The sequence below is a fragment of the Saccharopolyspora sp. NPDC050642 genome (assembly GCF_040654735.1).
Lineage (GTDB): Bacteria > Actinomycetota > Actinomycetes > Mycobacteriales > Pseudonocardiaceae > Saccharopolyspora > Saccharopolyspora elongata.
The window spans coordinates 42,173-66,939 of sequence record NZ_JBFAIN010000018.1; the positions used below are offsets into that span (position 1 = coordinate 42,173).

Annotated in this window: 23 protein-coding genes; 13 read left to right on the top strand and 10 right to left on the bottom strand. The window is 71.1% G+C overall.

The genetic code is table 11. The annotated features are described in order from the left end of the window. Positions 1 to 12 precede the first annotated feature (12 nt). From AB0H93_RS25435 to AB0H93_RS25445, 3 genes are all read left to right on the top strand, one after another. Positions 13 to 696: a hypothetical protein gene (locus AB0H93_RS25435; protein ID WP_358575657.1), complete on the top strand. Its 684-nt coding sequence runs from the start codon at positions 13 to 15 to the stop codon at positions 694 to 696. A 122-nt stretch (positions 697 to 818) separates the two neighbouring features. Next, positions 819 to 2,963 carry an NAD-dependent DNA ligase LigA gene (gene ligA / locus AB0H93_RS25440; protein WP_358575792.1) on the top strand — a complete coding sequence of 715 codons (2,145 nt, stop codon included), beginning with the start codon at positions 819 to 821 and terminating at the stop codon, positions 2,961 to 2,963. A gap of 33 nt (positions 2,964 to 2,996) precedes the next feature. Further along, positions 2,997 to 3,482, top strand: a complete 486-nt coding sequence (locus tag AB0H93_RS25445; RefSeq protein WP_358575658.1) for a GNAT family N-acetyltransferase — start codon at positions 2,997 to 2,999, stop codon at positions 3,480 to 3,482. Between the two features lie 109 nt (positions 3,483 to 3,591). Here AB0H93_RS25445 and AB0H93_RS25450 read toward each other — a convergent pair whose 3' ends face one another. Continuing rightward, positions 3,592 to 4,245 carry an amino acid-binding protein gene (locus AB0H93_RS25450; RefSeq protein WP_358575793.1) on the bottom strand — a complete coding sequence of 218 codons (654 nt, stop codon included), beginning with the start codon at positions 4,243 to 4,245 and terminating at the stop codon, positions 3,592 to 3,594. 343 nt (positions 4,246 to 4,588) lie between these two features. Between AB0H93_RS25450 and gatC the strand changes: the two genes are divergently transcribed. The 4 genes from gatC to gatB are packed head-to-tail and all read left to right on the top strand — an operon-like array spanning position 4,589 to position 8,113. Next, on the top strand, positions 4,589 to 4,888 hold the full coding sequence (gene gatC, locus AB0H93_RS25455; RefSeq protein ID WP_093262568.1) for an Asp-tRNA(Asn)/Glu-tRNA(Gln) amidotransferase subunit GatC: 300 nt from the start codon (positions 4,589 to 4,591) through the stop codon (positions 4,886 to 4,888). Further along, a complete protein-coding gene (gene gatA, locus AB0H93_RS25460; protein ID WP_358575659.1) occupies positions 4,888 to 6,417 on the top strand; it encodes an Asp-tRNA(Asn)/Glu-tRNA(Gln) amidotransferase subunit GatA in 1,530 nt (509 codons plus the stop codon). The genes gatC and gatA overlap by 1 nt, the downstream gene beginning before the upstream one ends. After that, positions 6,414 to 6,611 (top strand): hypothetical protein, encoded by a 198-nt coding sequence (locus tag AB0H93_RS25465; RefSeq protein ID WP_132484676.1) that lies wholly within the window; start codon positions 6,414 to 6,416, stop codon positions 6,609 to 6,611. Before gatA ends, AB0H93_RS25465 begins: the two co-directional genes overlap by 4 nt. Beyond that, on the top strand, positions 6,608 to 8,113 hold the full coding sequence (gatB, locus tag AB0H93_RS25470) for an Asp-tRNA(Asn)/Glu-tRNA(Gln) amidotransferase subunit GatB (protein ID WP_358575660.1): 1,506 nt from the start codon (positions 6,608 to 6,610) through the stop codon (positions 8,111 to 8,113). The genes AB0H93_RS25465 and gatB overlap by 4 nt, the downstream gene beginning before the upstream one ends. Before the next feature lie 96 nt (positions 8,114 to 8,209). On the opposite strand, the gene AB0H93_RS25475 is transcribed toward gatB, so the two are convergent. After that, entirely contained in the window at positions 8,210 to 8,962 is a 753-nt protein-coding gene (locus tag AB0H93_RS25475) for a glucose 1-dehydrogenase (protein WP_358575661.1), read from the bottom strand. Positions 8,963 to 9,021: 59 nt separating this feature from the next. Further along, entirely contained in the window at positions 9,022 to 10,428 is a 1,407-nt protein-coding gene (locus AB0H93_RS25480; protein ID WP_358575662.1) for an FAD-dependent monooxygenase, read from the bottom strand. An 88-nt stretch (positions 10,429 to 10,516) separates the two neighbouring features. On the opposite strand from AB0H93_RS25480, the gene AB0H93_RS25485 reads away from it, so the two are divergent. Then, the gene (locus AB0H93_RS25485; RefSeq protein WP_358575663.1) at positions 10,517 to 11,107 is read left to right on the top strand and encodes a TetR/AcrR family transcriptional regulator; all 591 of its coding nucleotides are present in this window, start codon (positions 10,517 to 10,519) and stop codon (positions 11,105 to 11,107) included. Positions 11,108 to 11,347: 240 nt separating this feature from the next. Here AB0H93_RS25485 and AB0H93_RS25490 read toward each other — a convergent pair whose 3' ends face one another. Both AB0H93_RS25490 and AB0H93_RS25495 read right to left on the bottom strand, forming a co-directional pair. After that, positions 11,348 to 12,508, bottom strand: coding sequence for a PQQ-dependent sugar dehydrogenase (locus AB0H93_RS25490; protein ID WP_358575665.1), 1,161 nt, complete (start codon positions 12,506 to 12,508; stop codon positions 11,348 to 11,350). 165 nt (positions 12,509 to 12,673) lie between these two features. Next, positions 12,674 to 13,639 carry an alpha/beta hydrolase gene (locus AB0H93_RS25495; RefSeq protein WP_358575666.1) on the bottom strand — a complete coding sequence of 322 codons (966 nt, stop codon included), beginning with the start codon at positions 13,637 to 13,639 and terminating at the stop codon, positions 12,674 to 12,676. Between the two features lie 112 nt (positions 13,640 to 13,751). Between AB0H93_RS25495 and AB0H93_RS25500 the strand changes: the two genes are divergently transcribed. Next, positions 13,752 to 14,540, top strand: coding sequence for a DoxX family protein (locus AB0H93_RS25500; protein ID WP_358575667.1), 789 nt, complete (start codon positions 13,752 to 13,754; stop codon positions 14,538 to 14,540). Positions 14,541 to 14,609: 69 nt separating this feature from the next. On the opposite strand, the gene AB0H93_RS25505 is transcribed toward AB0H93_RS25500, so the two are convergent. The 5 genes from AB0H93_RS25505 to AB0H93_RS25525 form a co-directional block, all read right to left on the bottom strand. Next, positions 14,610 to 15,047 (bottom strand): hypothetical protein, encoded by a 438-nt coding sequence (locus AB0H93_RS25505; protein WP_358575668.1) that lies wholly within the window; start codon positions 15,045 to 15,047, stop codon positions 14,610 to 14,612. Positions 15,048 to 15,120: 73 nt separating this feature from the next. Beyond that, entirely contained in the window at positions 15,121 to 15,951 is an 831-nt protein-coding gene (locus AB0H93_RS25510; RefSeq protein ID WP_358575670.1) for an alpha/beta hydrolase, read from the bottom strand. A 97-nt stretch (positions 15,952 to 16,048) separates the two neighbouring features. After that, positions 16,049 to 17,095 carry an RNA polymerase subunit sigma-70 gene (locus AB0H93_RS25515; protein ID WP_358575672.1) on the bottom strand — a complete coding sequence of 349 codons (1,047 nt, stop codon included), beginning with the start codon at positions 17,093 to 17,095 and terminating at the stop codon, positions 16,049 to 16,051. A 114-nt stretch (positions 17,096 to 17,209) separates the two neighbouring features. Further along, the gene (ilvD, locus tag AB0H93_RS25520) at positions 17,210 to 19,054 is read right to left on the bottom strand and encodes a dihydroxy-acid dehydratase (RefSeq protein WP_358575673.1); all 1,845 of its coding nucleotides are present in this window, start codon (positions 19,052 to 19,054) and stop codon (positions 17,210 to 17,212) included. A gap of 331 nt (positions 19,055 to 19,385) precedes the next feature. Beyond that, complete coding sequence (locus AB0H93_RS25525) at positions 19,386 to 19,931, bottom strand: PH domain-containing protein (protein WP_358575674.1); 546 nt, start codon at positions 19,929 to 19,931, stop codon at positions 19,386 to 19,388. Positions 19,932 to 20,343: 412 nt separating this feature from the next. Between AB0H93_RS25525 and AB0H93_RS25530 the strand changes: the two genes are divergently transcribed. From AB0H93_RS25530 to AB0H93_RS25545, 4 genes are all read left to right on the top strand, one after another. Beyond that, the gene (locus AB0H93_RS25530) at positions 20,344 to 22,176 is read left to right on the top strand and encodes an acetolactate synthase large subunit (protein WP_358575676.1); all 1,833 of its coding nucleotides are present in this window, start codon (positions 20,344 to 20,346) and stop codon (positions 22,174 to 22,176) included. Positions 22,177 to 22,455: 279 nt separating this feature from the next. Continuing rightward, entirely contained in the window at positions 22,456 to 22,962 is a 507-nt protein-coding gene (gene ilvN / locus AB0H93_RS25535; RefSeq protein ID WP_093262582.1) for an acetolactate synthase small subunit, read from the top strand. A gap of 146 nt (positions 22,963 to 23,108) precedes the next feature. Next, a complete protein-coding gene (gene ilvC, locus AB0H93_RS25540; protein WP_093262583.1) occupies positions 23,109 to 24,104 on the top strand; it encodes a ketol-acid reductoisomerase in 996 nt (331 codons plus the stop codon). A gap of 172 nt (positions 24,105 to 24,276) precedes the next feature. Beyond that, positions 24,277 to 24,522, top strand: a complete 246-nt coding sequence (locus AB0H93_RS25545) for a DUF397 domain-containing protein (RefSeq protein WP_093262585.1) — start codon at positions 24,277 to 24,279, stop codon at positions 24,520 to 24,522. The last annotated feature ends 245 nt before the right edge of the window (positions 24,523 to 24,767 follow it).

Consider the following 24,767-nt stretch of genomic DNA (forward strand, 5'->3'; position numbering starts at 1 on the left):
CACAATGTGGGCATGTTCAGGTTCCTCCGTCGTCGCGACGCCGAAGCCCCGGGCAACGCCGAGGCCGCCGAGGTCGATGTCCACGCCCAGGCCGCCGAGCGGTTCTGGCAGCGATGGGACGACCTGCTGCCGGAGATCGCCTCCGCGCTGGGCGACAGCGTGCCGCAGCGGATCGAGAGCCTGGTCGCCGAGGCGCTCGCCGAGGTGCACCCGAACCTGACCTTCGCCATCGAGCACGGCGAGAAGGCCGTGTACGCGCTGGTCGTCAGTGGTCAGGCCGACCCGGAGCTGCGCCCCTACACCGACGCCTGGATGGCGGCCGCGCCGCAGGACGACACGCTGTGGGAGTACCACGACTCGGTGCCGCCGGTGCCCGATCCGACCGAGGTCACCGTGAACCTGCGGGGCGAGAAGTACCCGCTGGCCGACGTCCGGGTCGTCGCCCAGGTCGACGAGGCGGAGGGGCTCGTCGACGTCGCCGTCTACCACCCCGGCTTCAGCGGCCTGGAGGAGAACGCGCGCCGGGCCCTGACGTTCCTGCCGCTGGACGCCACCCTCGGCGAGCGGCTGGCCGCCGACCGGCTGGGCCGGGTGGAGACCGCGGAACTCGAACCGGAGGGCGCGATCGGCCTGCTGGAGCTCCGCGAACTGGTCCGCGAACTGGACCGCACCGCGGCCGCGCCGCTCGAGTCGTGAGCGCTGAGTCCGGTTCTTACCGGATTCATCACTCACGACGCGTCGTGCGTGCCGTTGTCGGGGGCGCTCGCTAGTCTCGGGGCGTGACCAGCAAGGACGTGGATCTCGCCCCGAACGACGCAGTGGCCGCCGCCGAGGAGGTCGTGCCCGACGACCCGGCCGCCGGCCGCTCGGCGGAAGGCGTCGAAGACGTGCCCGCCGACGTGCGCGAGCGCTACGCGGAACTGGCCGAGGAAGTCCGCGGCCACCAGTTCCGCTACTACGTGCTCGATTCGCCGACGGTCTCCGACGGCGAGTTCGACGTGCTGTTCGCGCAGCTGCAGCAGATGGAGGAAGAGCACCCGGCGCTGCAGGCGCCGGACTCGCCGACGCAGGTGGTGGGCGGCACCTTCTCCACCGAGTTCACCGCGGTCGCGCACCTGGAGCGGATGCTGAGCCTGGACAACGCGTTCAGCGCCGACGAGCTGCAGACCTGGGTCGACCGGGTGGAGCGCGAGGTGGGCACCGACGCGCACTACCTGTGCGAGCTGAAGATCGACGGCCTGGCGATCAACCTGCTCTACCGCGACGGGCGGCTGGAACGCGCGCTGACCCGCGGCGACGGCCGGATCGGCGAGGACGTGACGCTCAACGTCCGCACCATGGGCGACGTGCCGGAGCAGCTGACCGGGACCGACGAGTACCCGGTGCCCGCGCTGGTCGAGGTGCGCGGCGAGGTGTTCTTCCGGGTGGACGAGTTCGCCGAGCTCAACGCCAAGCTGGTGGAGGCGGGCAAGCCGCCGTTCGCCAACCCCCGCAACTCCGCCGCCGGATCGCTGCGGCAGAAGGACCCGCGGGTCAGCCGCAGCCGGCCGCTGCGGCTGATCTGCCACGGCCTGGGCAAGCGGGACGGCTTCGAGCCGAACCTCCAGTCCGAGTCCTACGCGGCGCTGAAGGCGTGGGGCCTGCCGGTTTCCAAGCACACCGTCGTCCTGTCCACTGTGGATGAGCTGGTCGCGCACATCGACTACTGGGGCAAGCACCGCGATTCCGCGGAGCACGAGATCGACGGCATCGTGATCAAGGTCGACGAGGTGCCGCTGCAGCGCCGCCTCGGCACCACCTCCCGCGCGCCGCGCTGGGCGATCGCCTACAAGTACCCGCCGGAGCAGGCCACCACGCGGCTGCTGGACATCCAGGTCAACGTCGGCCGCACCGGCCGGGTCACGCCGTTCGCCGTGATGGAACCGGTGAAGGTGGCCGGCTCCACGGTGTCGATGGCGACCCTGCACAACGCCGACGAGGTCCGCCGCAAGGGCGTGCTGATCGGCGACCGGGTGGTGATCCGCAAGGCCGGCGACGTGATCCCCGAGGTGCTCGGCCCGGTGGTCGACGTGCGCACCGGCGACGAGCGCGAGTTCGTCATGCCCGCCGTGTGCCCGGAGTGCGGGTGGCCGCTGGCGCAGCAGAAGGAGGGCGACGTCGACCTGCGCTGCCCGAACGCCCAGGGCTGCCCGGGGCAGCGCCGCGAGCGGCTGTTCTACCTGGCCAGCCGGAAGGTGCTGGACATCGACGCGTTCGGCTACGAGGCCGCGGGCGCCCTGCTGACGGCCGGCGTGATCGAGGACGAGGGCGACATCTTCGACCTCGACGAGCCGAAGCTGCTCAAGACGCCGCTGTTCACCACCAAGGAGGGCAGCCTCTCGGCCAACGGCGCCAAGCTGCTCGACAACCTCGAGGTGGCCAAGCAGAAGCCGTTGTGGCGGGTCCTGGTGGGGCTGTCGATCCGGCACGTCGGGCCGACCGCCGCGCAGGCGCTGGCCCGCGAGTTCGGCTCGCTGGACCGGATCGAGGCGGCGTCGGAGGAGGAGCTCGCGGCCGCCGACGGCGTCGGGCCGACGATCGCCACGGCCGTCCGCGAGTGGTTCGAGGTCGACTGGCACCGCGAGGTGGTGCGCAAGTGGCGGGACGCCGGGGTGCGGATGGCCGACGAGCGCGACGAGTCGATCCCACGCACCCTCGAAGGCCTGTCCATCGTGGTCACCGGCACGCTGCAGACGTTCTCCCGGGACGAGGCCAAGGAGCTGATCATGGCCCGCGGCGGCCGGGCGGCGGGATCGGTGTCGAAGAAGACGGCGTTCGTCGTGGTCGGCGACTCGCCGGGCTCGAAGTACGACAAGGCCGTGCAGCTCAAGGTCCCGGTGCTCGACGAGAGCGGGTTCCAGGTGCTGCTCGACGACGGCCCGGAGGCCGCCACCGAGGTCGCGCTGCCGACCGAGGAGGAGTGATCGCTGTCGGCCGGGGGTGACACGATCTGCGGCATGACGACGATCCGCGCGGCCCGGCCGGCCGAGTACGAAGCCATCGGTGAGATCTCGGCCCGGGCCTACGCCGAGAGCGGGAACCTGTCGGACGACATCGACTACACCGTGGTGCTGCGCGACTCCGCCGGGCGGGCGGAGCACGCCGAACTGCTCGTCGCCGTCAAGGGGGACGAAGTGCTGGGCACGGTCACGCTGGTGCGGCACGACAGCTCCTACGCCGACCTCGCGCGACTCGGCGAGCTGGAGTTCCGGATGCTGGCCGTGGCGCCGGAGGCGGTGGGCAACGGAGTCGGCCGGGCGCTGGTGGAGGCGGTGATCGACCGGGCGCGCGCGGAGGGGATGGAGCGCGTCGTGCTGTGCGTGCGGGACTCCGTGAAGCCCGCCCGGCGCCTTTACGAGCGGCTGGGCTTCGAGCGCTGCCCCGACCGGGACTGGCACCCGGCACCGGACGTCCACCTGCTCGGCTACGCCCTGGAACTCTGACCGACGGGAGCCAGACCGACGCCCAAGACTCGTTCCCCCGCAATTTCCATTGAAATCGAACCTTCGATTTCAATGGAAATTGCGGACCTGAAGGGGTTTCGCGGTGCGGTCAGCTGTCGAGGACGACCGAGACGATGCCCGCGAGGTGGGCCAGGCGGGCCAGCTCAGCGGCGCGGAACATCGGGCCGCCCGGGCGGCCCGCCAGCAGCACCCGGTCCGGCTTGCCGATCGGCGTCGCCGCCAGCTCGGTGCCCAGCTCCTTCCAGGTGTCCGGCACCCACGGCTCGTCGCCGTCGAGGATCGTCGCCCGCGCCAGCGGCAGCCACGGCAGCTCCAGGTAGCCCTCCTGCGGGGCCGAGGTGCTGGCCGCCAGCTGCTCCGCGCCGCCCGAGCGGTGCCCGAAGACGACCGCCCAACCGGATCGGATGATCTTCGGGACGCCCTCGGCGAGGATCTGCAACCCGTTCCCCGGCTCGGCCGCGATCTCCTCGACGAGCTCCAGCTCGCGGTGCGTGTCCAGCACGCCCGCGTACGGCCGGACCGCGTCGACCTCCACGCCGTCGACCGACTCGGCGGCGGTGATCAGCACGTCCGGCAGCCGGCCCGACGGCAGCTCCACGACCAGGTCGTCGATCGCCACGCCATTGCTGCGCTCGACGACGTCGACGCTGAGGATGTCGGCACCGATCTCGCCGAGCGCGCTCGCCACCGACCCGAGGTTGCCGGGCCGGTCCGGTATCTGCACCCGGATGAGGAAGGACACCGGACTCAACGCCTCCAGTTTCGTGCGCGACACCTCGCCGGCCGCGCTCTCGCTACTGCACGAGGCCGCACTGCAGCGGCTCCTCGTGCGAGGAACTGGCGGTTGAAATTGTGTCAGACGCGACGCCCCCGCGGTGCGCCCGGCGTCCACGGAGTGGAAGTACCTGCGGTTTTCCGTCGTGTCGCCGACGTTTTCGGGGACGGTCGGCGCGTTGATCCGCAGTGGAATCGCCGCGGGCCGGGGTGGTCGCGGCGGCGCCCGCGCCCCCTCCAGGAGCGGGTCCGGGCACCGCCATAGACTGAGCTGTACCCGTGAAACCGGACATGACCAGGGAGCCTTCGCAGTGTCCAAGATCTCCCGCGACGAGGTCGCACACCTCGCCGGCCTGGCGCGGCTGGCCGTCACCGAGGCCGAGCTCGACACCTTCGCCGGCCAGCTCGACCAGATCCTCGATGCGGTGGCCAAGGTGGGCGAGGTCGCTGCGGACGACATCCCGCCGACCTCCCACGCCGTGCCGGTGACCAACGTTTTCCGCGATGACGAGGTGCGGCCGGGCTTGTCGCGCGAGCAGGCGCTCGCTGCGGCGCCGGCTGCCGAAGAGGACCGGTTCCGCGTGCCGCGGATCCTGACCGAGGAGGCCTGATGACGACCGCATCCGGCGGCAGCCTGACCGGGCTGACCGCATCCGAGCTCGCCGCCAAGCTGCAGGCGGGCGAGGTCACGTCGGTCGAGGTGACGCAGGCGCACTTGGACCGGATCGCCGCCGTGGACCAGGAGGTGCACGCGTTCCTGCACGTCGACGCCGACGGGGCGCTGGCCGCCGCGCGGCGGGTCGACGAGGAGCGCGCCGCCGGGAACACCACGTCGCCGCTGGCTGGCGTGCCGCTGGCGCTCAAGGACGTGCTGACCACCACCGACATGCCCACCACCTGCGGCTCCAAGATGCTGGAGGGCTGGGTTCCGCCGTACGACGCGACCGTGACGCGCCGGCTGCGCGAGGCGGGCGTGGTCATCCTCGGCAAGACGAACATGGACGAGTTCGCGATGGGCTCGTCGACCGAGAACTCCGCGTACGGCCCGACCCGCAACCCGTGGGACCTGGAGCGCATCCCCGGCGGTTCCGGCGGCGGTTCGTCGGCGGCGCTGGCCGCGTTCGAGGCGCCGCTGGCCATCGGCACCGACACCGGCGGCTCGATCCGCCAGCCCGGCGCGGTGACCGGCACGGTCGGCGTCAAGCCGACCTACGGCGGTGTTTCCCGCTACGGCCTCGTCGCGTTCTCCTCGTCGCTGGACCAGCCCGGCCCGTGCGCGCGCACGGTGCTGGACGCCGCGCTGCTGCACGAGGTGATCGCCGGGCACGACCCGATGGACTCCACCTCGATCGACCAGCCGGTGCCGCAGGTCGTCGCCGCGGCCGAGCAGGGCGCTTCGGGCGGCCTGCAGGGCGTGCGCGTCGGCGTGGTCCGCGAGTTCTCCGGCGACGGCTACCAGCCGGGCGTGCAGCGGGCCTTCGACGCCGCCGTCAAGCAGCTGTCCGCGCTGGGCGCGGAGGTCATCGAGGTCTCCTGCCCGCACTTCAGCTACGCGCTGCCGGCCTACTACCTGATCGCGCCGAGCGAGTGCTCCTCCAACCTCGCCCGCTTTGACGCGATGCGCTACGGCCTGCGCGTCGGCGACGACGGCGCGCGCAGCGCCGAGGAGGTCATGTCGCTGACCCGCGAGGCCGGGTTCGGGCCCGAGGTGAAGCGGCGCATCATGCTCGGCACCTACGCGCTGTCGTCGGGCTACTACGACGCCTACTACGGCCAGGCGCAGAAGGTGCGGACGCTGATCACCCGCGACTTCACCGCCGCGTTCGAGCAGGTCGACGTGCTGGTGTCGCCGACGACGCCGACCACCGCCTTCAAGATCGGCGAGCGGGTCGACGACCCGATGGCGATGTACCTGGCGGACCTGTGCACCATCCCGTCCAACCTGGCCGGCAACGCCGCCATGAGCGTCCCGTGTGGACTGTCCGATGAGGATGGTCTGCCGGTCGGGCTGCAGATCATGGCCCCGGCGATGGCCGACGAGTGGCTCTACCGGGTCGGCGCGGCCTACGAGGCGGCGCGCAACGCCAGCCAGGACGGCCCCCTCATCAACCGTGTTCCCCAGCTGGAGGTCGCGCGATGAACCCGAAGATCAAAGCAGCGTTCCAGCTCGCCTCGGTGCTGTCGGCCGCCCTCGGGCTGCGGGCGAGCTTCCGCTCGGCGCGGGAGGAGAAGGACAAGCTCGCGCTGGCGGACGCGGTCATCACCGCGCTCGGCCTGATCACCGGCACCGCGCTGGCCGTGCGGGCCCTGCGCAAGGGGGAGGACGACAAGTGACCGCCGTCGCCGAGATCATGGACTACGACGAGGTCCTCGCGCGGTTCGACCCGGTGCTCGGGCTCGAGGTGCACGTGGAGCTGTCCACCAAGACGAAGATGTTCTGCGGCTGCGCCAACGCCTTCGGCGCCGAGCCGAACACCCAGGTGTGCCCGGTGTGCCTGGGCCTGCCGGGTGCCCTGCCGGTGCTCAACGGCAAGGCCGTGGAGGCCGCCATCCGGATCGGGCTGGCGCTGAACTGCCAGGTCGCCGAGTGGTGCCGGTTCGCCCGGAAGAACTACTTCTACCCGGACATGCCGAAGAACTTCCAGACCTCGCAGTACGACGAGCCGATCGTCCACGACGGCTACCTGGACGTGCTGCTGGACGACGGCGAGACCTTCCGGGTCGAAATCGAGCGGGCGCACATGGAGGAGGACACCGGCAAGTCCTCGCACATGGGCGGCAGCACCGGCCGGATCCACGGCGCGGACTACTCGCTGCTGGACTACAACCGGGCCGGCGTGCCGCTGATCGAGATCGTCACCAAGCCGATCGTCGGCGCCGGGGAGCGGGCTCCCGAGGTCGCGCGCGCCTACGTCTCGGCGCTGCGGGACCTGCTGCGCGCGCTGGACGTCTCCGACGTGCGGATGGACCAGGGCTCGCTGCGCTGCGACGCGAACGTGTCGCTGATGCCGAAGGGCACGACGGAGTTCGGCACCCGCACCGAGACGAAGAACGTCAACTCGCTGCGCAGCGTGGAACGCGCGGTGCGCTTCGAGATGCAGCGGCACGCCGCGGTGCTGACCTCGGGCGGCTCGATCCTGCAGGAGACGCGGCACTTCGACGAGTCCACCGGCACCACGTCGGCGGGCCGCCGCAAGGAGACCTCCGAGGACTACCGCTACTTCCCGGAGCCCGACCTGGTGCCGATCGCGCCGGCCAGGCAGTGGGTCGAGGAGCTGTCCAAGACCCTGCCGGAGATGCCGTGGGAGCGGCGCAAGCGCGCGCAGGAGGACTGGGGCCTCTCCGACGAGGAGCTGCGCGACCTGGTCAACGCCGGGGCGCTGGAGCTGGTGGCGCAGACCGTCGACGCGGGCGCGCCCTCCGGCGACGCCCGCTCCTGGTGGGTTTCGTACCTGGCGCAGCAGGCCAACACCCGGGGCGTCGAGCTCGCCGACCTGGCGATCGCGCCGAAGCAGCTGGCGCGGGTGATCGCGCTGGTCGCCGAGGGCAAGCTGACCAACAAGCTGGCCCGGCAGGTCGTCGACGGGGTGCTCGCCGGTGAGGGCGAGCCGGACGACGTGGTGGCGGCCCGCGGCCTGGAGGTCGTGTCCGACGACTCGGCGCTGCAGGTGGCGATCGACGAGGCGCTGGCGGCGCAGCCGGACATCGCGGACAAGATCCGCGGTGGCAAGGTGCAGGCCGCGGGCGCGATCGTCGGAGCGGTCATGAAGGCCACCAAGGGCCAGGCGGACGCCAAGCGGGTCCGCGAGCTCGTCCTCGCGGCCTGCGGCCAGTAACGGGCGCCGGAACGGCCGAGAACCGAAGCGGGGAACCGGAACTTCCGGTTCCCCGCTTCGTATCTCCGCAGTTTCAATTGAAACTGCGGGTCGGGGTCAGCGGGCGAGGTAGCCGCCGTCGACGTAGAGCTCGGAACCCGTGGTGAAGGACGCGTCGTCGCTGGCGAGGTAGGCGACGGCCGCCGCGACCTCGGCCGGGCGGCCGAGGCGGCCCAGCGGCGTCACCGCCAGCATCGCCGCCTCCCGGTCGGTGCCGCGGGCGCCGTCCAGGATCGCGGTGTCGATGAACCCGGGATGCACCGAGTTCACCCGGATCCCCGCATCGGCCCACTGCAGCGCGGCGTTCTTGGTGAGCAGCCGGACCGCGCCCTTCGCCGCGTGGTAGGCCGGGCTGGTGCCGAAGCCGCCGCTGGCGCCGAAGATCGAACTGATGTTGATCACCGACGCGTGCTCGGAGGCGCGCAGCGCCTCGGCGGCGGCCCGCATGCCCAGGAACACGCTGGTCTGGGTGACCGCGATGGTGCGTTCGTAGCTCTCCGCCGTGGTGTCCTCGATGGTGCCGCGGTCGGCGATCCCAGCGTTGTTGACCAGGATGTCCAGGCCGCCGAACTCGTCGACGGCGGCCCGGACCGCGGCCGTCCACGCGGCCTCGTCGGCGACGTCGTGGTGCACGAAAAGCGACCTTCCGCCGTCGTCGCGGATCTCGGCGGCGACGGCGGCCCCGGCCTCGTCCTGGATGTCGGTGACCACGACCGCCGCGCCTTCCGCGGCCAGCCTGAGGGAGGTCTGCCGGCCGATTCCGCCCGCACCGCCGGTGATCAGCGCGACCCTGTCCTGTAACCGCAACATCTCTCCACCCTTCGCTGAACGATCGTTCAACGGAGGGTGGCACGGCGCGGTGGGAACCGTCACCGGCCGGATGGGCGAGCGCCCGCGGCCTCGGTGATCCGGCCGATGTGGCCGTCCGGCCGCACCAGCACGAGCGTCCCGGCGGCCACGTCGTAGGTCCGCCAAGCATCCACATGGGACCGATCGATCCGGTGGACGTGCACGTCGGGGCCGGTTTCCGGCGGCTCCGCGCCGAATGCCAGCAGCGTCCAGTGCGGGCCCCGGAACAGGTCGAAGAGGCGCACGCCGTCGCCCACGGGCGAATCCGGCGCCCGGTCGCCGGCCTGCACGCGGCCGCGCTCCGCCCGCTCGTCGTGCGCCAGCGGCCCGGTGCGGTAGGAGATGTCCAGCTGCCGGGTCTCGGTCCCGCGGCGGTACGCGTCCTCGTGGCCGTCGGTGTGCTTGCGCAGGAGCGCCGTGCTGATCCCGAGCACCGAGGCGGCGACCGGGAGCCGTTCCGCTTCGTAGCTGTCGAGCAGGTCGTGATCTCCGTCGGCCAGCTTCCAGCCGAGGTTGTAGGTGTCCTGCACGCCGGTGTTCAGGCCCTGACCGCCGGTCGGCGGGTGCACGTGCGCGGCGTCGCCGGCGAGGAAGACGCGGCCGCGCCGGAACTGCCGCGCCAGCCGCATGTTCGCCCGCCACGCGGTGGACCACGCCAGGTCGTGCAGCCGGAGGTCCGTGCGGCCGGAGAACTCGTCGAGCAGGCGTTGCAGGGCGGGCAGCGCGGCGTCCCGGTCGTCGGGCAGCGGGGCGGCGCACTGGAAGGAGTTCGTGCCGGGCAGCGGCGTGAAGGCGATGCCGCGGGCGAGGTCCGCCGCGGTGCCGAACCAGTGCCCGCGGTCGGGGTCGAGCCCGGCGACCTGCACGTCGGCCAGCAGCATGCGAACGGATTCGTCGGTCTCGCCGACGAAGTCGATGCCGACGCTCTTGCGGACCGCGCTGCGCCCGCCGTCCGCGCCGACCAGGAACTCGGCGCGCACCGGGCCGGTGCTCAGCTCCGCCGTCACGCCACGGGAATCCTGGCTGCAGCCGAGGAACTCGGTGCCCGCCTCGACTCGCACGCCGAGCTGCGCCAGCCGGTTCCGCAGGATTTCCTCGGTGCGCCACTGCGGGAGCACCCACGGGTTGGGGTGCGGGACGTCCGGCGTCGGCTCGACGTGCTCGGCCATCCGCCGCTCGCCGACGAACTCGCCGTCGAGGTGGGCGCGGATCGGGGCCGGTGGCGCGCCGTCGGCGAGCACCTCGTCGAGCACGCCGAGATCGTCGAAGACCTCCAGCGTGCGGGGTTGGAGGCCGTCGCCTCGTGAGCCCCTGGGCGGTTGCGGCGCCGCGTCCACGATCCGGCATCCGACGCCGCGCCTGGCGAGCTCGATGCCCAGCGTCAGGCCGGTCGGTCCCGCGCCGGCGATCAGCACCCGGGTGTCCATGCGCCACTCCTTGATGAACTGAGATTCAGTGAATTCAAATTCAGAATGCGGCTTGCTAGCGTTCCTGTCAAGCAGCGGGAGGAGTGCGATGCCGGGCAGCCGCAAGGCGAAGGCCGCCGAGACCGAGGCCGCGCTGAAGGCGGCGGCGACGCGGGTGTTCGAGCGCGCCGGATACCTCAACACCAAGATCACCGACATCACGGCCGAGGCGGGGCGCGCCGCCGGGTCGTTCTACAACCACTTCCGCGGCAAGGAAGAGCTGCTGGAGTCGTTGCTGGCGGACATGCTCTCGGCCAGCGACCAGGCCATCGAAGCCGACCCGGCGCACGATCCGGACCTCTGCGGCCGCGACGCGATCCGCTGGCACGTCGAGCAGTACTGGCGGTTCTTCCGCGACCACCGGGTGGTGATGATCGCGCTGCACCAGGCGTCGCTGGTCGACCAGCGGTTCGCGGACCGGCTGTCAGCGCTGCTCGAACCGGATCTCCGGCACCTGGCGGACCACCTGCGCGGCACGGCCCAGCGGCCGGAAGCGACGGCGCTCGCGCTGTCCTCGCTCTGGCACCAGTTCGCCTACGCGGTCCTGGTCGAACGCAGCCCGCTGGCCGAAGGGCTGGCGGACGAACAGGCCATCGACCTGCTCACCGACCTGACGCACCGGGGCCTCAACGGCAAGTAGGCGGTCCGCACCTTCTGTTGCTATAGAGCCTGCTTCCGAACTTGCTCTGCGTGGCGGTGCGGGGCTGTCCTCGCGAGAAGACCCCTGAGAACCCGCGGCGGTGCCGGTTGCGAGGGTGGGCGAAGCGGCTGCGCCGCTTCAAAGACAAGACCCCGTGCCACTACACCTCACACCACGACATTCAAAGAGTCTCCATAGCCGCAGGAAGTGCGCACGGGCCTTGAGCCGCGGAAGCCGGGGTCAGTCCTTGCCCGCGGAGCCGGCGGACGGGGACTCGATGCGCAGGGCGCGGTCGTCGCTGGAGATCGGCTGGCCGCCGTTCTTGTTCGCCGTGCCCAGCCAGATCAGGCCGTCCGGGCCGAGCGCGGCGGCGGAGAAGCGCCCGTAGGTCTTCTCCATGACCTTCGTCGGCTGGCCGGTGAAGCTGCCGTCCGGCGCCGGGTGCAGCGTGTACAGCGCCGCGGCGTCGGTCAGCGCCACTACGACCTGTGCCGGGTCGGCGGCGCACCCCGCCACCCCGGGCCGCTCCGCCCAGGTCCACGCCGGCGCCCCCAGCGGCTCGCCGAGCTGCACCCGGTACAGGGCGTCCTGGCCGCCGCTGCGGTCGGTCACCCAGTACATGCCCAGCGCGGGCGTGCCGCACAGCCCGCCCGGCGAGGTCAGCCCGGCGGCGACCACCGGCGACGTGGGGTTCGGGTTGCCCGCCGCGGGCTTGCCGGAACTGTCGATGCGCAGCACCTTGCCCGCCAGCGACTGCGGATTCGCGGCGTTGGCCGGGCTGCCCGCGTTGCCGGTGGCGATCAGCAGCGAGCCCTGGCCGTCGTCGAGCATCGCCCCCGCGTTGCCCGTCGAACCCTTCGGGATGCCGGTCAGCACCGGCTTGGGCCGGTCCCCGGCCGCGACCCGGACGACCTGGTTGTCGCTGCGGGTCGTGACGTAGGCGTAGAACAGCTCGTCCTCGTGGTACGTGGGGGAGAGGGCTAGCCCGGTGAGCCCGCCACCGCCGCTCGGATCGACCGGAATCCGGGCCAGCTCAACGGGTTTCGTGCCGCGCTGCACGCGCAGCACCCGCCCGGTGGCGCGCTCGCCGACGAGCGCGGCCTGGCCGCCGGGCAGCACCGCGATCGCGCCGACCGGATCCAGGCAGGTGGCCACCACTGCCGGATCGGGGTCCTCGCACCCGACCGGCGCTTTCGGCTGCTGCGGCGAGCTGCCGGACTCCGGCGGCGGCGAGGACTCGTTCTCGAAGGAGGGCTGGGGGCCGGCCTGCGGCTCCAGCGAGGGCGGGTCGCCCCACGGCCGGGGGTGCTCGTCGGGGAACTGCGCGCAGCCGGCCAGCAGCGTGCCGAGCACGGCGGTCATGCCCAGCAGAAGACGACGCATGCGAAACGAGGCGGCCACGACGTCCGACCCTATCGGCCGACGGGTGAACCCGGGGTGAGACGGTGCTCAACGCGCTTCCCGGCTCCGCCCCGCGGTGCCGGTCCGCAATTTCAATGGAAATCGGACCTTCGATTTCAATGGAAATTGCGGCAAACGGGTCTCGGGTTCCGGGATGCGGAAGGTTCAGTGGTCGGGGTGTTCGGCGCGGCGGCGCGGGCCCGGCTCCGGGAGGCGCAGGCTGATCCGCCGGACCGGCGGCGGTGGCGGGTCGATGCCGAGCCGGGCGCACTCGACCGCTTCCACCCGGCGCAGCAGCAGGGCCAGCTCCTCGCGCACCACATCGGGGGCTTCGAACGGGATGAAGTGCGACGTCGCCAGCTGCCGCACCCTCGCCTGCGGCAGCGCCCCGACCGCCCTGGCGGTGCCGGCGAAGTCCGCCAGCACGTCGTGCCGTCCAGTGAGGACGGTCAGCGGGCAGCTCAGCCCCGTCACCTGGGTGCGAGCCGATGCGCTCCACGCGAGGCCCATCGCCAGGTGCCACTGCCAGTCCTGGGGCAGCAGTTGCCGGAGCACCGCCGCGGCGACCTCCCGGTCCACGTCGGGGCGCAGCAGACCGCTGCACCGCACGAGCTGCGCCGCGAGTTCCGTGACCGGCAGCCGGGACGTGATCGACGTCAACAGGCCACCGAAGATCTGCAGCGAGGCGGAGCCGCCCGCGGCGAGCAGTCGCCGGGCGAGCTCCGGCACGCCGAGCGCCCCGAGCAGCGCGTCCGCGGCCGCCGTCGGCGGCCCGGCGAGGAGCATCAGGCCGCGGACCCGGTCCGGGAACCGCCGGGCGAGCTCGACCGCCACCACCGTGCCCGCCGACCAGCCGACGACGGTGCAGTCCTTCACCTCCGCGTCGTCGAGCACGGCCAAAGCGTCGTCCACTTGATCACCGAGCGTGCCCGAATGGTTGTTCTCCGGTGTCCAGCCCAGCATTCGGGCCGACGAATCCACCGGAAGAATTTCGGGCGCGGCACCGAGCTCCGGGCACATCAGGACCGCCTGCGACGCTGCGGTCTCCGGCGCCCAATGCGCGGACGCCCATTCCCGGGGACGCGCGCCACCTGCGGAAACGTCGAACTCCCGGAACACCTGATCGGCCATCGAACCATTTTCCCCCAGCCGGGTGTGCGCAGTATCGAACAAATCACGTGTCGGGAAGCTTTTGCCGGAAAGACTCGCACGTTGGGGTGACCATGCCCTAGCCTCGTCCGGCGTGAGGATTCACGACGATCGCCCCGGCGGTGCGGGCGGCTACCCCGACGATCGCAACTACGGCGCGCACGCCCAGCAACCCGGAGCGGGTTCGCAGGGTGCACCGAGTGCCGCGCAAGGCGCACCTGGTGCGCGGAGCACGCAGAGCCTCAGCGCGCAGAAGTACAACTACTACGACGACGATGACGGCTACAGCGACGCCGAAGCCACGTCCGTGGTCGACCAGCGCGGCGGCGGCGCGGCGGCGGGCGACTACTACGACGACCTCGGCGGCGACCCGCGCAAGCCCTTCGGCTGGAACGCGGGCACCGACCTCGGCCTGCTGATCCTGCGGCTGGCGCTGGGCGGGATCTTCCTCGCCCACGGCGCGCAGAAGCTCTTCGGCATCCTCGGCGGTCCCGGTCCGGACGGCTTCGCCATGGCGCTGGGCAAGATGGGCTTCGAGAACAGCGCCATGCTGGCCCTGGTCACCGGCGGCACCGAGCTCGGCGCGGGCGCGCTGCTGGTGCTGGGCTTGTTCACGCCGCTGGCCGCCGCCGGCATCGTCGGCGTGATGGGCAACGCGATCTTCCTCAAGCTCGGCGCCGGGTTCTTCGCCGCCTCCGGTGGTTTCGAGTTCGAGGCGACGCTCGGCGTGCTGGGCCTCGGCCTGATGTTCACCGGCCCCGGCCGGGTGGCGCTCGACTACGGGCGCGTGTGGTTCCGCCGCCCGCTGATCTTCGGGTTCATAGCCCTGATCATCGCGGTCGCCGCGTCCGCAGCGGTCCTGATCCTGTTCCACCGCCCCTGACCGCGGGACGGCCCGGAAGCGGGGGCGCGCACGCCGAGTGCGCGCCCCCGCTTCGTCTTTCGCGAGGCGCTACCGGACCCGGGTCTGCTCGGCGTGGTAGCCGCCGCCCGGCCAGACCCAATCCCCGGCGATGGTGTCGCCGTCGGCGCTGAAGCGGGCGCGGTAGTACGCCGGCGACCCCTTCTCGCCGCCCCAGATGGTGAGCACGTCGCCCTCGATTTCGTAGACGTAGTCGAGGGTTTCGCCCTCGTTGCCGTAGAACCGGGACTTGAGGTCGGCGCCGGGTTCCTCGGCGCCGAAGGGCTTCTCCCTGCCGATGATCTCGATGCCGGTCACCCGCGTGCCGCCCTGTTCGAGGTCGATCTCCTGCTTCAGGAAGTGACCGCCCGGCAACCACGAGTAGGTGACGCGGCCGGTGGCCTCGCCGCTCACCTCCCAGGTGCCGACGAGCCGGTCGAGCGAACGGATCCCGTTGTCGGTGTGCTGCGCGGTGTTGTTCTCGGACATGACGATCTCCACAGTTCTCCCGGATTCGGTGTTCTTGCCCGTGTGACGGTTCGGCGGCGTGAAAGGAATCGGCTCAGCCGCGCAGGAATTCGGCGAGCACGGGGGCGAGCTTCTTGGGCGCCATCATCACGGCGCCGTGGTTGAGGCCCGACAGCGTGCGGTGATCGGCGGCGGGAAGCACGCCCGCGACGGCCCGCGCGGCGTCGTGGAATCCCGCCGGGCTCTTGCCGCCGGTCAGCACCAGGGTCGGCATCGTCGCGGCCGACCACGGGTCGGCGTCCAGCGGTTTGCCCTGCTGGGTGTCGCCCATCACCGCGATGTCGTAGGGCAGCGTGTGCGCCATCGCCTTGAGCTTCGACCACGGGCCGGGGAAGAGCCGCATCGCGTTCACCATGAACGCGAGCATGCCCTGCGCCTTCGTCATGAAGTGCTTGACCGCCTCGCCGCGCCGGTCGTCGGCGAGCAACGAGCCGATCTGCCGCGCGAAATCCCGGGGCGGCCCGAACGGCCCGTCGGCGACCACGAACGGCGGCTCGTACAACGCCAGCCGCTCGACGCCGATCCCGGCCGCGGCGGCGCGCAGCGCCAGCACCGCGCCGGACGAACTCCCGAACAGCGCCGCCGAACCGCCGACGTGGTCGATCAGCGCCGCGATGTCCTCGATCTCGCGTTCCACCGCGTAGTCGGCCGCGTCGCCGCTCGCGCCCCGGCCGCGGCGGTCGTAGTTGATCACCGCGAAGTCCGCGGCCAGCAGCGCGGCGAGCTTCGCGGCGTCGGACCGGTCGGCCAGGGCCGAGGCCACCAGGACGATCGCGGGGCCCTCGCCGGAGCGCCCGAACGCGATGTCCGTGCCGTCCCGCGAGATGATCGTCGAGTTCACCAGGGCCGCCTTGGTCGTGGTCATGATCGCTTCTCCGTCTCGGTCGTCGTGACTTCTGACCGTGTGACGGCCCACCGGCGGAAAAGGAATCGGTGCCGCCGAGAAATTTCCCGGCGGCGCCTCAGGGCAGGACCAGGGGCAGCCCGAACGCGGCGAAGTAGCGCGGTTCGAACGAGGTGATCGCGGTGATCCGGCCGCCTTCGACCGTCAGCACGTCGAGCACCTGCGCGCGGAACTCGCCCGCGAGATCCCGGGTCTCCGCCGCCGTCGGGTGCTGGACGTACTGCGCGACCGCGGGCTGCAGGTTCGCGCCGGTGACCACGCCGCGCCACCTCCCGTGGTACCACTGCGAATCCCGGTCGAAGACCTCGGCGGTGAAGGCCAGCAGCGGGTCGCGACCGATGAGCCAGGCCGCGTGCGGCGGCATCGTGAGCCGCACGTCCTCGGCGAGCAGCTCCGCGAGCGCATCGAGGTCGGCCCGCTGGTGCGCATCGACGTAACGCCGCAACAGCGCGCGCTCGTCCGCCCCCGGCTCGCCGCTGGGCGCCCACTCCTCCCGGCGTCGGGGCAACTGCTGCTTGAGCGTCGCCCGCGCCCGCTGCAACGCGCTCTTCACCGACGCCACGCTCGTCTCCAGCAGCGCCGCCGTCTCGGTCGCCGGCCAGCCCAGCACGTCCCGGGTGATCAGCACGGCCCGCTGCCGGGCGGGCAACTGTTGGATCGCGGCCAGGAACGCGAGCTCGATCGTCTCCCGCGCGACGGCCAAGGCGGCCGGCTCCTCGGCGGCGTCCGCGGCCGGTTCCAGCAGGCGGTCCGGGACGGGCTGCAGCCAGGAGACATCGGCGGGCGGCTCACCCGAACCGGCCAGCGGCGGGACCTGGTAGGGGACCGCCCGCCGCTTGTTCCGGTCGATCAGGTCGAGGCAGGCGTTCGTCGCGATCTTGTACAACCAGGCGCGGAACGTCGACCGGCCCTCGTAGGTCTCCCGCCGGCGCCACGCCCGCAGCAGCGTCTCCTGGACGACGTCCTCGGCATCGTCGTACGAGCCCAGCATCCGGTAGCAGTGCACCCGGAGTTCCCGGCGGTAGCGCCCGGTCAACTCGCCGAACGCCCGCTCGTCGCCGGACCGCGCCGCGCTCACCAGCTCGGCAACCTCACCCGAAACCACCGCAACCTCCCAGACCGCACCGGACGGACCAACAGTACAAAGCGGCGGCCGCCCGTTCAGGGCAAAACGAAAGGGGCACCCGGTGACGGGTGCCCCTCGCGTTCGGCAGGTCGATCACTTGTTGACGTCGCGGACCGCCCCGTAGGAGGCGGACGTGGCGAAGCGGGCGTAGGCGCGCAGCGCCGCCGTGACCTTGCGGTCGCGGCCCACCGGCTGCCACGGGTGCTCGCTGGCGTCCATCTTGGCGCGGCGCTCGGCCAGGACCTCCTCGGGGACGAGCAGTTCCAGCTTGCGCTCGCGGACGTCGATCAGGATCTGGTCGCCGTTCTCCACCAGGCCGATCGCGCCGCCGTTGGCCGCCTCCGGGGAGATGTGGCCGATCGACAGGCCCGACGAACCGCCGGAGAACCGGCCGTCGGTGATCAGCGCGCACTTCTTGCCCAGGCCCGAGCCCTTCAGGAAGGCCGTCGGGTGCAGCATCTCCTGCATGCCCGGCCCGCCCGCCGGACCCTCGTAGCGGACCACCAGCACCTCGCCCGGCTGGATCTCCTTGTTCAGGATCACCGACACGGCCTGCTCCTGACTCTCCACCACGCGCGCCGGACCCTGGAAGTGCCAGAGCTCCTCATCGACACCGGCGGTCTTGATCACCGCGCCTTCCTCGGCGAGGTTGCCCTTGAGCACCGCCAGGCCGCCGTCGGCGGTGTAGGCGTGCGCGGCATCGCGGATGCAACCGTTCGCGGCATCGGTGTCCAAAGAGGACCAGCGGTTCTCCGTGGAGAACGCCTTCGTGGTGCGCACCCCGCCCGGCGCCGCGTGGAACAGCTCGATGGCCTCCGCCGACGGCGACTCGCCGCGGATGTCCCATTTGGACAGCCACTCGGTCAGGCTCGCGCTGTGTACCGACGAAACGTCGCGGTGCAGCAGGCCCGCCCGGTCGAGCTCGCCCATGATCGCGCTGATTCCGCCGGCCCGGTGCACGTCCTCCATGTGGTAGTCGGAGTTCGGGCTCACCTTCGACAGGCACGGCACCCGGCGGCTGGTCTCCGCGATGTCGTCCAGCGAGAAGTCGATCTCGCCCTCGATCGCCGCCGCCAGCGTGTGCAGCACCGTGTTCGTGGAACCGCCCATGGCCATGTCCAGCGCCATCGCGTTCTCGAACGCCTTCTTGTTCGCGACCGAGCGCGGCAGCACCGACTCGTCGTCCTCGCCGTAGTAGCGCTTCGCGATGCGCACCACCGTGCGGCCGGCCTCCTCGAACAGGGCGCGGCGCGCGGCGTGGGTCGCCAGCGTGGACCCGTTGCCGGGCAGCGCCAGGCCGAGGGCCTCGGTGAGGCAGTTCATCGAGTTCGCGGTGAACATGCCCGAGCACGAACCGCACGTCGGGCACGCCGACCGCTCGACCTCCGAGAGCCCCTCCTCGTCCACCGCAGGGCTCGCGGACGCCGAGATCGCCGTGATCAGGTCGGTCGGCGCCTGCGCCACGCCATCCACCACGACCGCCTTGCCGGCCTCCATCGGCCCGCCGGAGACGAACACCGCCGGGATGTTCAGCCGCATCGCGGCGTTGAGCATGCCGGGCGTGATCTTGTCGCAGTTGGAGATGCACACCAGCGCGTCGGCCTGGTGCGCGTTGACCATGTACTCCACCGAGTCGGCGATCAGCTCGCGCGACGGCAGCGAGTAGAGCATCCCGCTGTGGCCCATCGCGATGCCGTCGTCCACCGCGATGGTGTGGAACTCGCGCGGCACGCCGCCGGCCTCGCGGATGGTGGCGGCCACAACGTCGCCGAGGTCGCGCAGGTGCACGTGGCCGGGCACGAACTGGGTGTAGGAGTTGGCGATCGCCACGATGGGCTTGCCGAAGTCGTCGTCGGTCATGCCGGTGGCACGCCACAGCGAGCGGGCGCCGGCGGCATTCCGTCCATGTGTCGTGGTGCGGGAGCGCAACTGAGGCATTTTGAAGGTTTCCAAACTCGTTTTGCGTGGCGGTGCCGGTAGCGGAACCTCAGAAGCCTTCTCGACTCCGGGATCCCCGACTTGCGCATGACCAAATACGCGGCGTCGGGGCTGTCCTCGCGAGAAGACTTCTGAGAACCCGCGGCGGTGCAAGTTGCTCGGGCGGGCTAAGCGGCTTCGCCGCTTGCGGCCGCTTTCGGCCTTGCGAGTCGGGCGTCGCGGCGGCGGTCTACCACCGGAAGTGGCTTCGCCACTTGCCTGACGGCGAGGCGTTGCGAGCCCGCCCCCGGACCGCGCCTTGTGGGCGCGGGAAGTTGCGGTGCGGCCGACATTACTCCTGCGTGGTCGGGTCGGGCAGCCGCCCACCGCTGATCGCCGCCACTCGCGGCAGGTCGCGCACCCGCACAGCCGGGAGTTGGACCTCCTTGCCGGAGCGCAACACCGCCTTGAGCCAGCGCTTCTCGTCCAGCCGCAGCGACACCACGTCGTCCCAGCCGAACTTGGTGCGGCCGAACATGGTGCGCGCCACCACCTGCTGGGCGTCGAACGTGGTGCGGGTGCGCAGGATCCACACCGCCAGACCGAGCGGGATCAGGTAGATCAGCAGCGCCCAGGTGCCCGCGGTGGTGGCCAGCGGGGTGGCGCAGATGATGACCGCCAGCACGCCCAGCAGCGCCACCGGCGTGATCCGGAACGTCAGGGACTTCGAGCCCTCGGGCTCCGCCGGGGCGGCCTGCTCCGCGTCGGCGGACTCGGCGGCCCGCTCCGCGTCGGAGCGCTCAGCGGCCCGCTCCGCGTCGGAGGACTGGGTGTCGGACGGCTCCGGGGCGGGCTGCTTGGCGTCGGGCTGCTCGGGCTCCTGCGGGGTCTCGCTCACGTCCCGATGGTCTCACCTGCGGTTCCCGGCCCCGTGGGCGGCCGAACGCCGCCGGCGATCCGCCGTCCACGTGACCGCCGCGACGCGCACGGCCCACGCGTCGCACGTCACATCCCACGGCGCGGACCACCCCGGACGGCATCGTTGACCTGGGATTATCGTCGCGATCGGGGTCGCGCCGAGCGATCTCAGGCGTCCACGATGCGGGAAGATCGTCCCGCATGGTTTGACGTCGCGGGTCGCTTTGATTAACGTCCTTGCCATGCTGCGACTGCACGACATTCTCGTACTTCCCCGGCGCGTCGACGCCTAGGAAGTTCGCAGCGTCGACGCGCCAACCCTCGTCAGGCCTATTGGGGTCTGCGGGGGTTTTTTCGTGTCCGGTCCAACTCCCGACCCCGAGGCAGACCCGATGACCAGCGCCAATACTCGGCAGAATCCGGTCCCGGCGCCCCCGCCAGGACGCCGTCCCAAGCCCGCGCCGCCCAGCGGTGCCCCAGTGAAGATGACCGGTGCGCAGGCACTGGTGCGCTCGCTGGAGGCCGTCGGCTGCGAGATCGTCTTCGGGATTCCGGGCGGCACGATCCTCCCCTCCTACGACCCGCTCCTCGACTCGAAGAAGGTCCGGCACGTCCTGGTGCGCCACGAGCAGGGCGCCGGGCACGCGGCCACCGGCTACGCGCAGGCCACCGGCAAGGTCGGCGTGTGCATGGCGACGTCCGGCCCGGGTGCGACGAACCTGGTCACCGCGCTCGCCGACGCCAACATGGACTCGGTCCCGATCGTCGCGATCACCGGGCAGCAGAGCACCGGCCTGATCGGCACCGACGCCTTCCAGGAAGCCGACATCTGCGGCATCACGCTGCCGATCACCAAGCACAACTTCCTGGTCACCGACCCCGATGACCTGCCGCGGGTCATCGCCGAGGCGTTCTACATCGCCGCCAGCGGCCGCCCCGGCCCGGTGCTGGTGGACATCCCCAAGGACGTCCAGCAGGCGACCATGTCGTTCTCCTGGCCGCCGGAGATGAAGCTGCCCGGCTACCGGCCGACCAGCAAGCCGCACGGCAAGCAGGTCCGGGAGGCCGCCAAGCTGATCACCGAGGCGCACCGCCCGGTGCTCTACGTCGGCGGCGGGGTCATCAAGGCCGAGGCGCACGCCGAGCTGCGGCAGCTGGCCGAGCGCACCGGCATCCCGGTGGTCACCACGCTGATGGCGCGCGGCGCGTTCCCCGACTCGCACCCGCAGCACCTGGGCATGCCCGGCATGCACGGCACCGTCTCCGCGGTCGCCGCGATGCAGCGCGCCGATCTGCTGATCGCGCTGGGCACCCGCTTCGACGACCGGGTCACCGGCCAGCTGTCGTCGTTCGCGCCGGAGGCCAAGGTCGTGCACGCCGACATCGACCCGGCGGAGATCTCCAAGAACCGCTACGCGGACGTGCCGATCGTCGGCGACTGCAAGGAGGTCATCGCCGAGCTGATCGACGCGGTCGCCGCGGCCACCGAGCAGCACGGCACCGCGGACCTGACGACCTGGCGGGAGAACCTCGACGACCTGCGCAAGCGGTTCCCGCTGGGCTACCAGTGGCCGACCGACGGCAGCCTGTCGCCGGAGTACGTCATCGAGCGCCTCGGCAAGCTGGTCGGGCCGGAGGCGATCTACGCCGCCGGCGTCGGCCAGCACCAGATGTGGGCCGCGCAGTTCGTCGGCTACGAGAACCCGCGCACCTGGCTGAACTCCGGTGGCCTCGGGACCATGGGCTACGCGGTGCCCGCCGCGATGGGCGCCAAGGCCGGCCTGCCGGACAAGGCCGTGTGGGCCATCGACGGCGACGGCTGCTTCCAGATGACCAACCAGGAGCTCGCCACCTGCGCGATCGAGGACATCCCCATCAAGGTGGCCGTCATCAACAACGGCAACCTCGGTATGGTCCGTCAGTGGCAGAACCTGTTTTACGCCGAGCGCTACTCACACAGTGACCTCGGCACCCACAAGCACCGCATCCCGGACTTCAAACTGCTGGCCGAGGCCTACGGCTGCGCGGGCCTGCGGTGCGAGTCCAAAGAGGACGTCGACAGCGTCATCCAGCGGGCGATGGAGATCAACGACCGACCCGTCGTGATCGACTTCGTGGTGGGCAAGGACGCCCAGGTGTGGCCGATGGTCGCCGCGGGCACCGGAAACGACGAGATCATGGCGGCGCGCGGCATCCGCCCCTTGTTCGAGGAGGAGGAAGCATGAGTAGCCCTGTGTCAACCCGAGTCCTCCTCAACCGCACCTCAGGGGAACGTGACGCAAACCAGCCACGAGAAACTGCGAAACGCGGGATTGAGCCGGACGCAGCCACAACTGTGAAACGCGGAGAGGCGGAACTGGCATGAGCAGCCCTATGTCAACTCTGGTGCTGCTCAACCGCACCTCAGGGGACCGTGACGCAAACCAGCCACAAGAAACCTCGAAACGAGCGATTGAGCTGGACGCAACCACAACTGCAAATCTCGGAGAGGCGGGACTGCGCCCATGACCCGACACACGCTGAGCGTGCTGGTGGAGAACGTCCCCGGGGTGCTAGCCCGGGTGTCCGGCCTGTTCTCCCGGCGCAGCTTCAACATCGAGTCCCTCGCGGTCGGCCCGACCGAGCACCCGGAGATCTCCCGGATGACGATCGTGGTCGCCGTCTCCGACCAGCCGCTGGAGCAGGTCACCAAGCAGCTCAACAAGCTGGTCAACGTGATCAAGATCGTGGAGCTGGAGACCGATGCCGCGGTGCAGCGGGAGCTGCTGCTGGTCAAGGTCCGCGCGGACGCGTCGGTGCGCAGCCAGGTGCTGGAGACGGTGCAGTTGTTCCGCGCGAAAGTGGTGGACGTCTCGCCGGAGGCGCTGACCATCGAGGCCACCGGTACCGCCGATAAGCTCGACGCGCTGCTGCGAATGCTGGAACCTTACGGCGTCCGCGAGATGGTGCAGTCGGGAACGATCGCGATCGGGCGTGGCCCGCGTTCCATCACGGCCACTGCAGTGCGCTGATCCGGCGCCCCCGCCACAGGGCCGAAAACCGAAGAACCTGTCGCCGAAATCGTCCGCGGAGCCGTCCTGGCGGGTACCCCGGGCGAGAAGACCACCGCATTCGGCGGCGGGTACGAAGAAGTCCCGAAAGGAAACGCTGAATCACCATGGCAGTTGAAATCTTCTACGACGCGGACGCCGACCTGGGCATCGTCCAGGGTCGCAAGGTCGCGGTCATCGGCTACGGCAGCCAGGGCCACGCCCACGCCCTGAGCCTGCGGGACTCGGGTGTCGACGTCCGGGTCGGCCTCCCGGAGGGCTCCAAGTCGCGCGCCAAGGCGGAGGAGGAGGGCCTGCGGGTGCTCACCCCGGCCGAGGCCTCGGCGGAAGCCGACCTGATCATGATCCTCGCGCCCGACACCAAGCAGCGCGAGATCTACGCCAACGACATCGCGCCGAACCTGAAGCAGGGCGACGCGCTGTTCTTCGGCCACGGCTTCAACATCCGCTACGGCCTGATCCAGCCGCCGGCGGACGTCGACGTCGCGATGGTCGCCCCGAAGGGCCCGGGCCACCTGGTGCGCCGCCAGTTCGTCGACGGCAAGGGCGTGCCCTGCCTGATCGCGGTCGAGCAGGACGCCTCCGGCAACGCCCAGGCGCTGGCGCTGTCCTACGCCGCCGCCATCGGTGGCGCGCGGGCCGGCGTCATCAAGACCACCTTCAAGGAGGAGACCGAGACCGACCTGTTCGGTGAGCAGGCGGTCCTCTGCGGTGGCGCGAGCGCCCTGGTGCAGACCGGCTTCGAGGTGCTGGTCGAGGCCGGCTACCAGCCGGAGATCGCCTACTTCGAGGTCCTGCACGAGCTCAAGCTGATCGTGGACCTGATGTGGGAGGGCGGCATCGCCGGCCAGCGGTACTCGATCAGCGACACCGCCGAGTACGGCGACCTCAGCCGCGGCCCGCGGGTGATCGACGCCCACGTCAAGGAGTCGATGCGCAAGATCCTGAGCGAGGTCCAGGACGGCACCTTCGCCAAGGAGTGGGTGGCCGAGGACGAGGCCGGGCGCCCGAACTTCACCAAGCTGCAGGCCGAGGGCAACGCCCACCAGATCGAAGAGGTCGGCAAGAAGCTGCGTTCGCTGATGTCCTGGACCAACAAGTAAGGACCCGCGATCCTCGGCGGCGCGCCGACCGCGCGTCCGGCCGATGCGAAAAGGCCCGGTGAGCCCCACGAGGGATCACCGGGCCTCGGCCTTCCCGGTAGGTTCCCGGTGCGGCTTTCCCAATTGCCAAAGGGGGAACCGGTCGCTGCGGGTGAGGGATAGGGTACGCATCGTGAGTGCAGACAACGAGATCGTCGACAACAAGGCGCACATCCGCCACAAGCTCGACTTCACCGACGCGGAGTGGATCACCAGCACGGACGACCCGGACGAGCCGGGCGTCGAGATCGCCTTCGTGGACGGCTACATCGGCATGCGCAACGGCGCCGAACCGGAGGGCCCGGTCCTGGTCTTCACTCCCGAGGAGTGGGACGCGTTCGTCGCCGGAGCCAAGGACGGCGAGTTCGACGAGCCGTGATCCGAGCACGGAGCGCCTCGCGCGGCAGCTGCCGGTTGCGCGGGTGGTTCCGCGAGTGCTTCGGGGCGCTGCAGCACCCCGAAACGCGCACGGGCAGGTGCGCGCGGTAGCCGTGCCTTCGGGCAACCGGCGACCCGGCAGCCGCATGGGTGACAACGCGTCCCCACGGCGTTGCGCGTTGTGTCCGCAGCCTGGTTGATCTGCGACAATGCCGAAGAATCGGGTTTAACGGGCGGGCGATTCCG

Bases quoted from the DNA above. Each gene is read 5' to 3' on its own strand.
- AB0H93_RS25435 (WP_358575657.1), top strand. From the start codon at position 13: ATGTTCAGGTTCCTCCGTCGTCGCGACGCCGAAGCCCCGGGCAACGCC.
- AB0H93_RS25445 (WP_358575658.1), top strand. From the start codon at position 2,997: ATGACGACGATCCGCGCGGCCCGGCCGGCCGAGTACGAAGCCATCGGT.
- gatA (WP_358575659.1), top strand. From the start codon at position 4,888: ATGACGACCGCATCCGGCGGCAGCCTGACCGGGCTGACCGCATCCGAG.
- AB0H93_RS25465 (WP_132484676.1), top strand. From the start codon at position 6,414: ATGAACCCGAAGATCAAAGCAGCGTTCCAGCTCGCCTCGGTGCTGTCG.
- AB0H93_RS25475 (WP_358575661.1), bottom strand. From the start codon at position 8,962: ATGTTGCGGTTACAGGACAGGGTCGCGCTGATCACCGGCGGTGCGGGC.
- AB0H93_RS25480 (WP_358575662.1), bottom strand. From the start codon at position 10,428: ATGGACACCCGGGTGCTGATCGCCGGCGCGGGACCGACCGGCCTGACG.
- AB0H93_RS25485 (WP_358575663.1), top strand. From the start codon at position 10,517: ATGCCGGGCAGCCGCAAGGCGAAGGCCGCCGAGACCGAGGCCGCGCTG.
- AB0H93_RS25495 (WP_358575666.1), bottom strand. From the start codon at position 13,639: ATGGCCGATCAGGTGTTCCGGGAGTTCGACGTTTCCGCAGGTGGCGCG.
- AB0H93_RS25505 (WP_358575668.1), bottom strand. From the start codon at position 15,047: ATGTCCGAGAACAACACCGCGCAGCACACCGACAACGGGATCCGTTCG.
- AB0H93_RS25510 (WP_358575670.1), bottom strand. From the start codon at position 15,951: ATGACCACGACCAAGGCGGCCCTGGTGAACTCGACGATCATCTCGCGG.
- ilvD (WP_358575673.1), bottom strand. From the start codon at position 19,054: ATGCCTCAGTTGCGCTCCCGCACCACGACACATGGACGGAATGCCGCC.
- AB0H93_RS25530 (WP_358575676.1), top strand. From the start codon at position 20,344: ATGACCAGCGCCAATACTCGGCAGAATCCGGTCCCGGCGCCCCCGCCA.
- ilvN (WP_093262582.1), top strand. From the start codon at position 22,456: ATGACCCGACACACGCTGAGCGTGCTGGTGGAGAACGTCCCCGGGGTG.
- ilvC (WP_093262583.1), top strand. From the start codon at position 23,109: ATGGCAGTTGAAATCTTCTACGACGCGGACGCCGACCTGGGCATCGTC.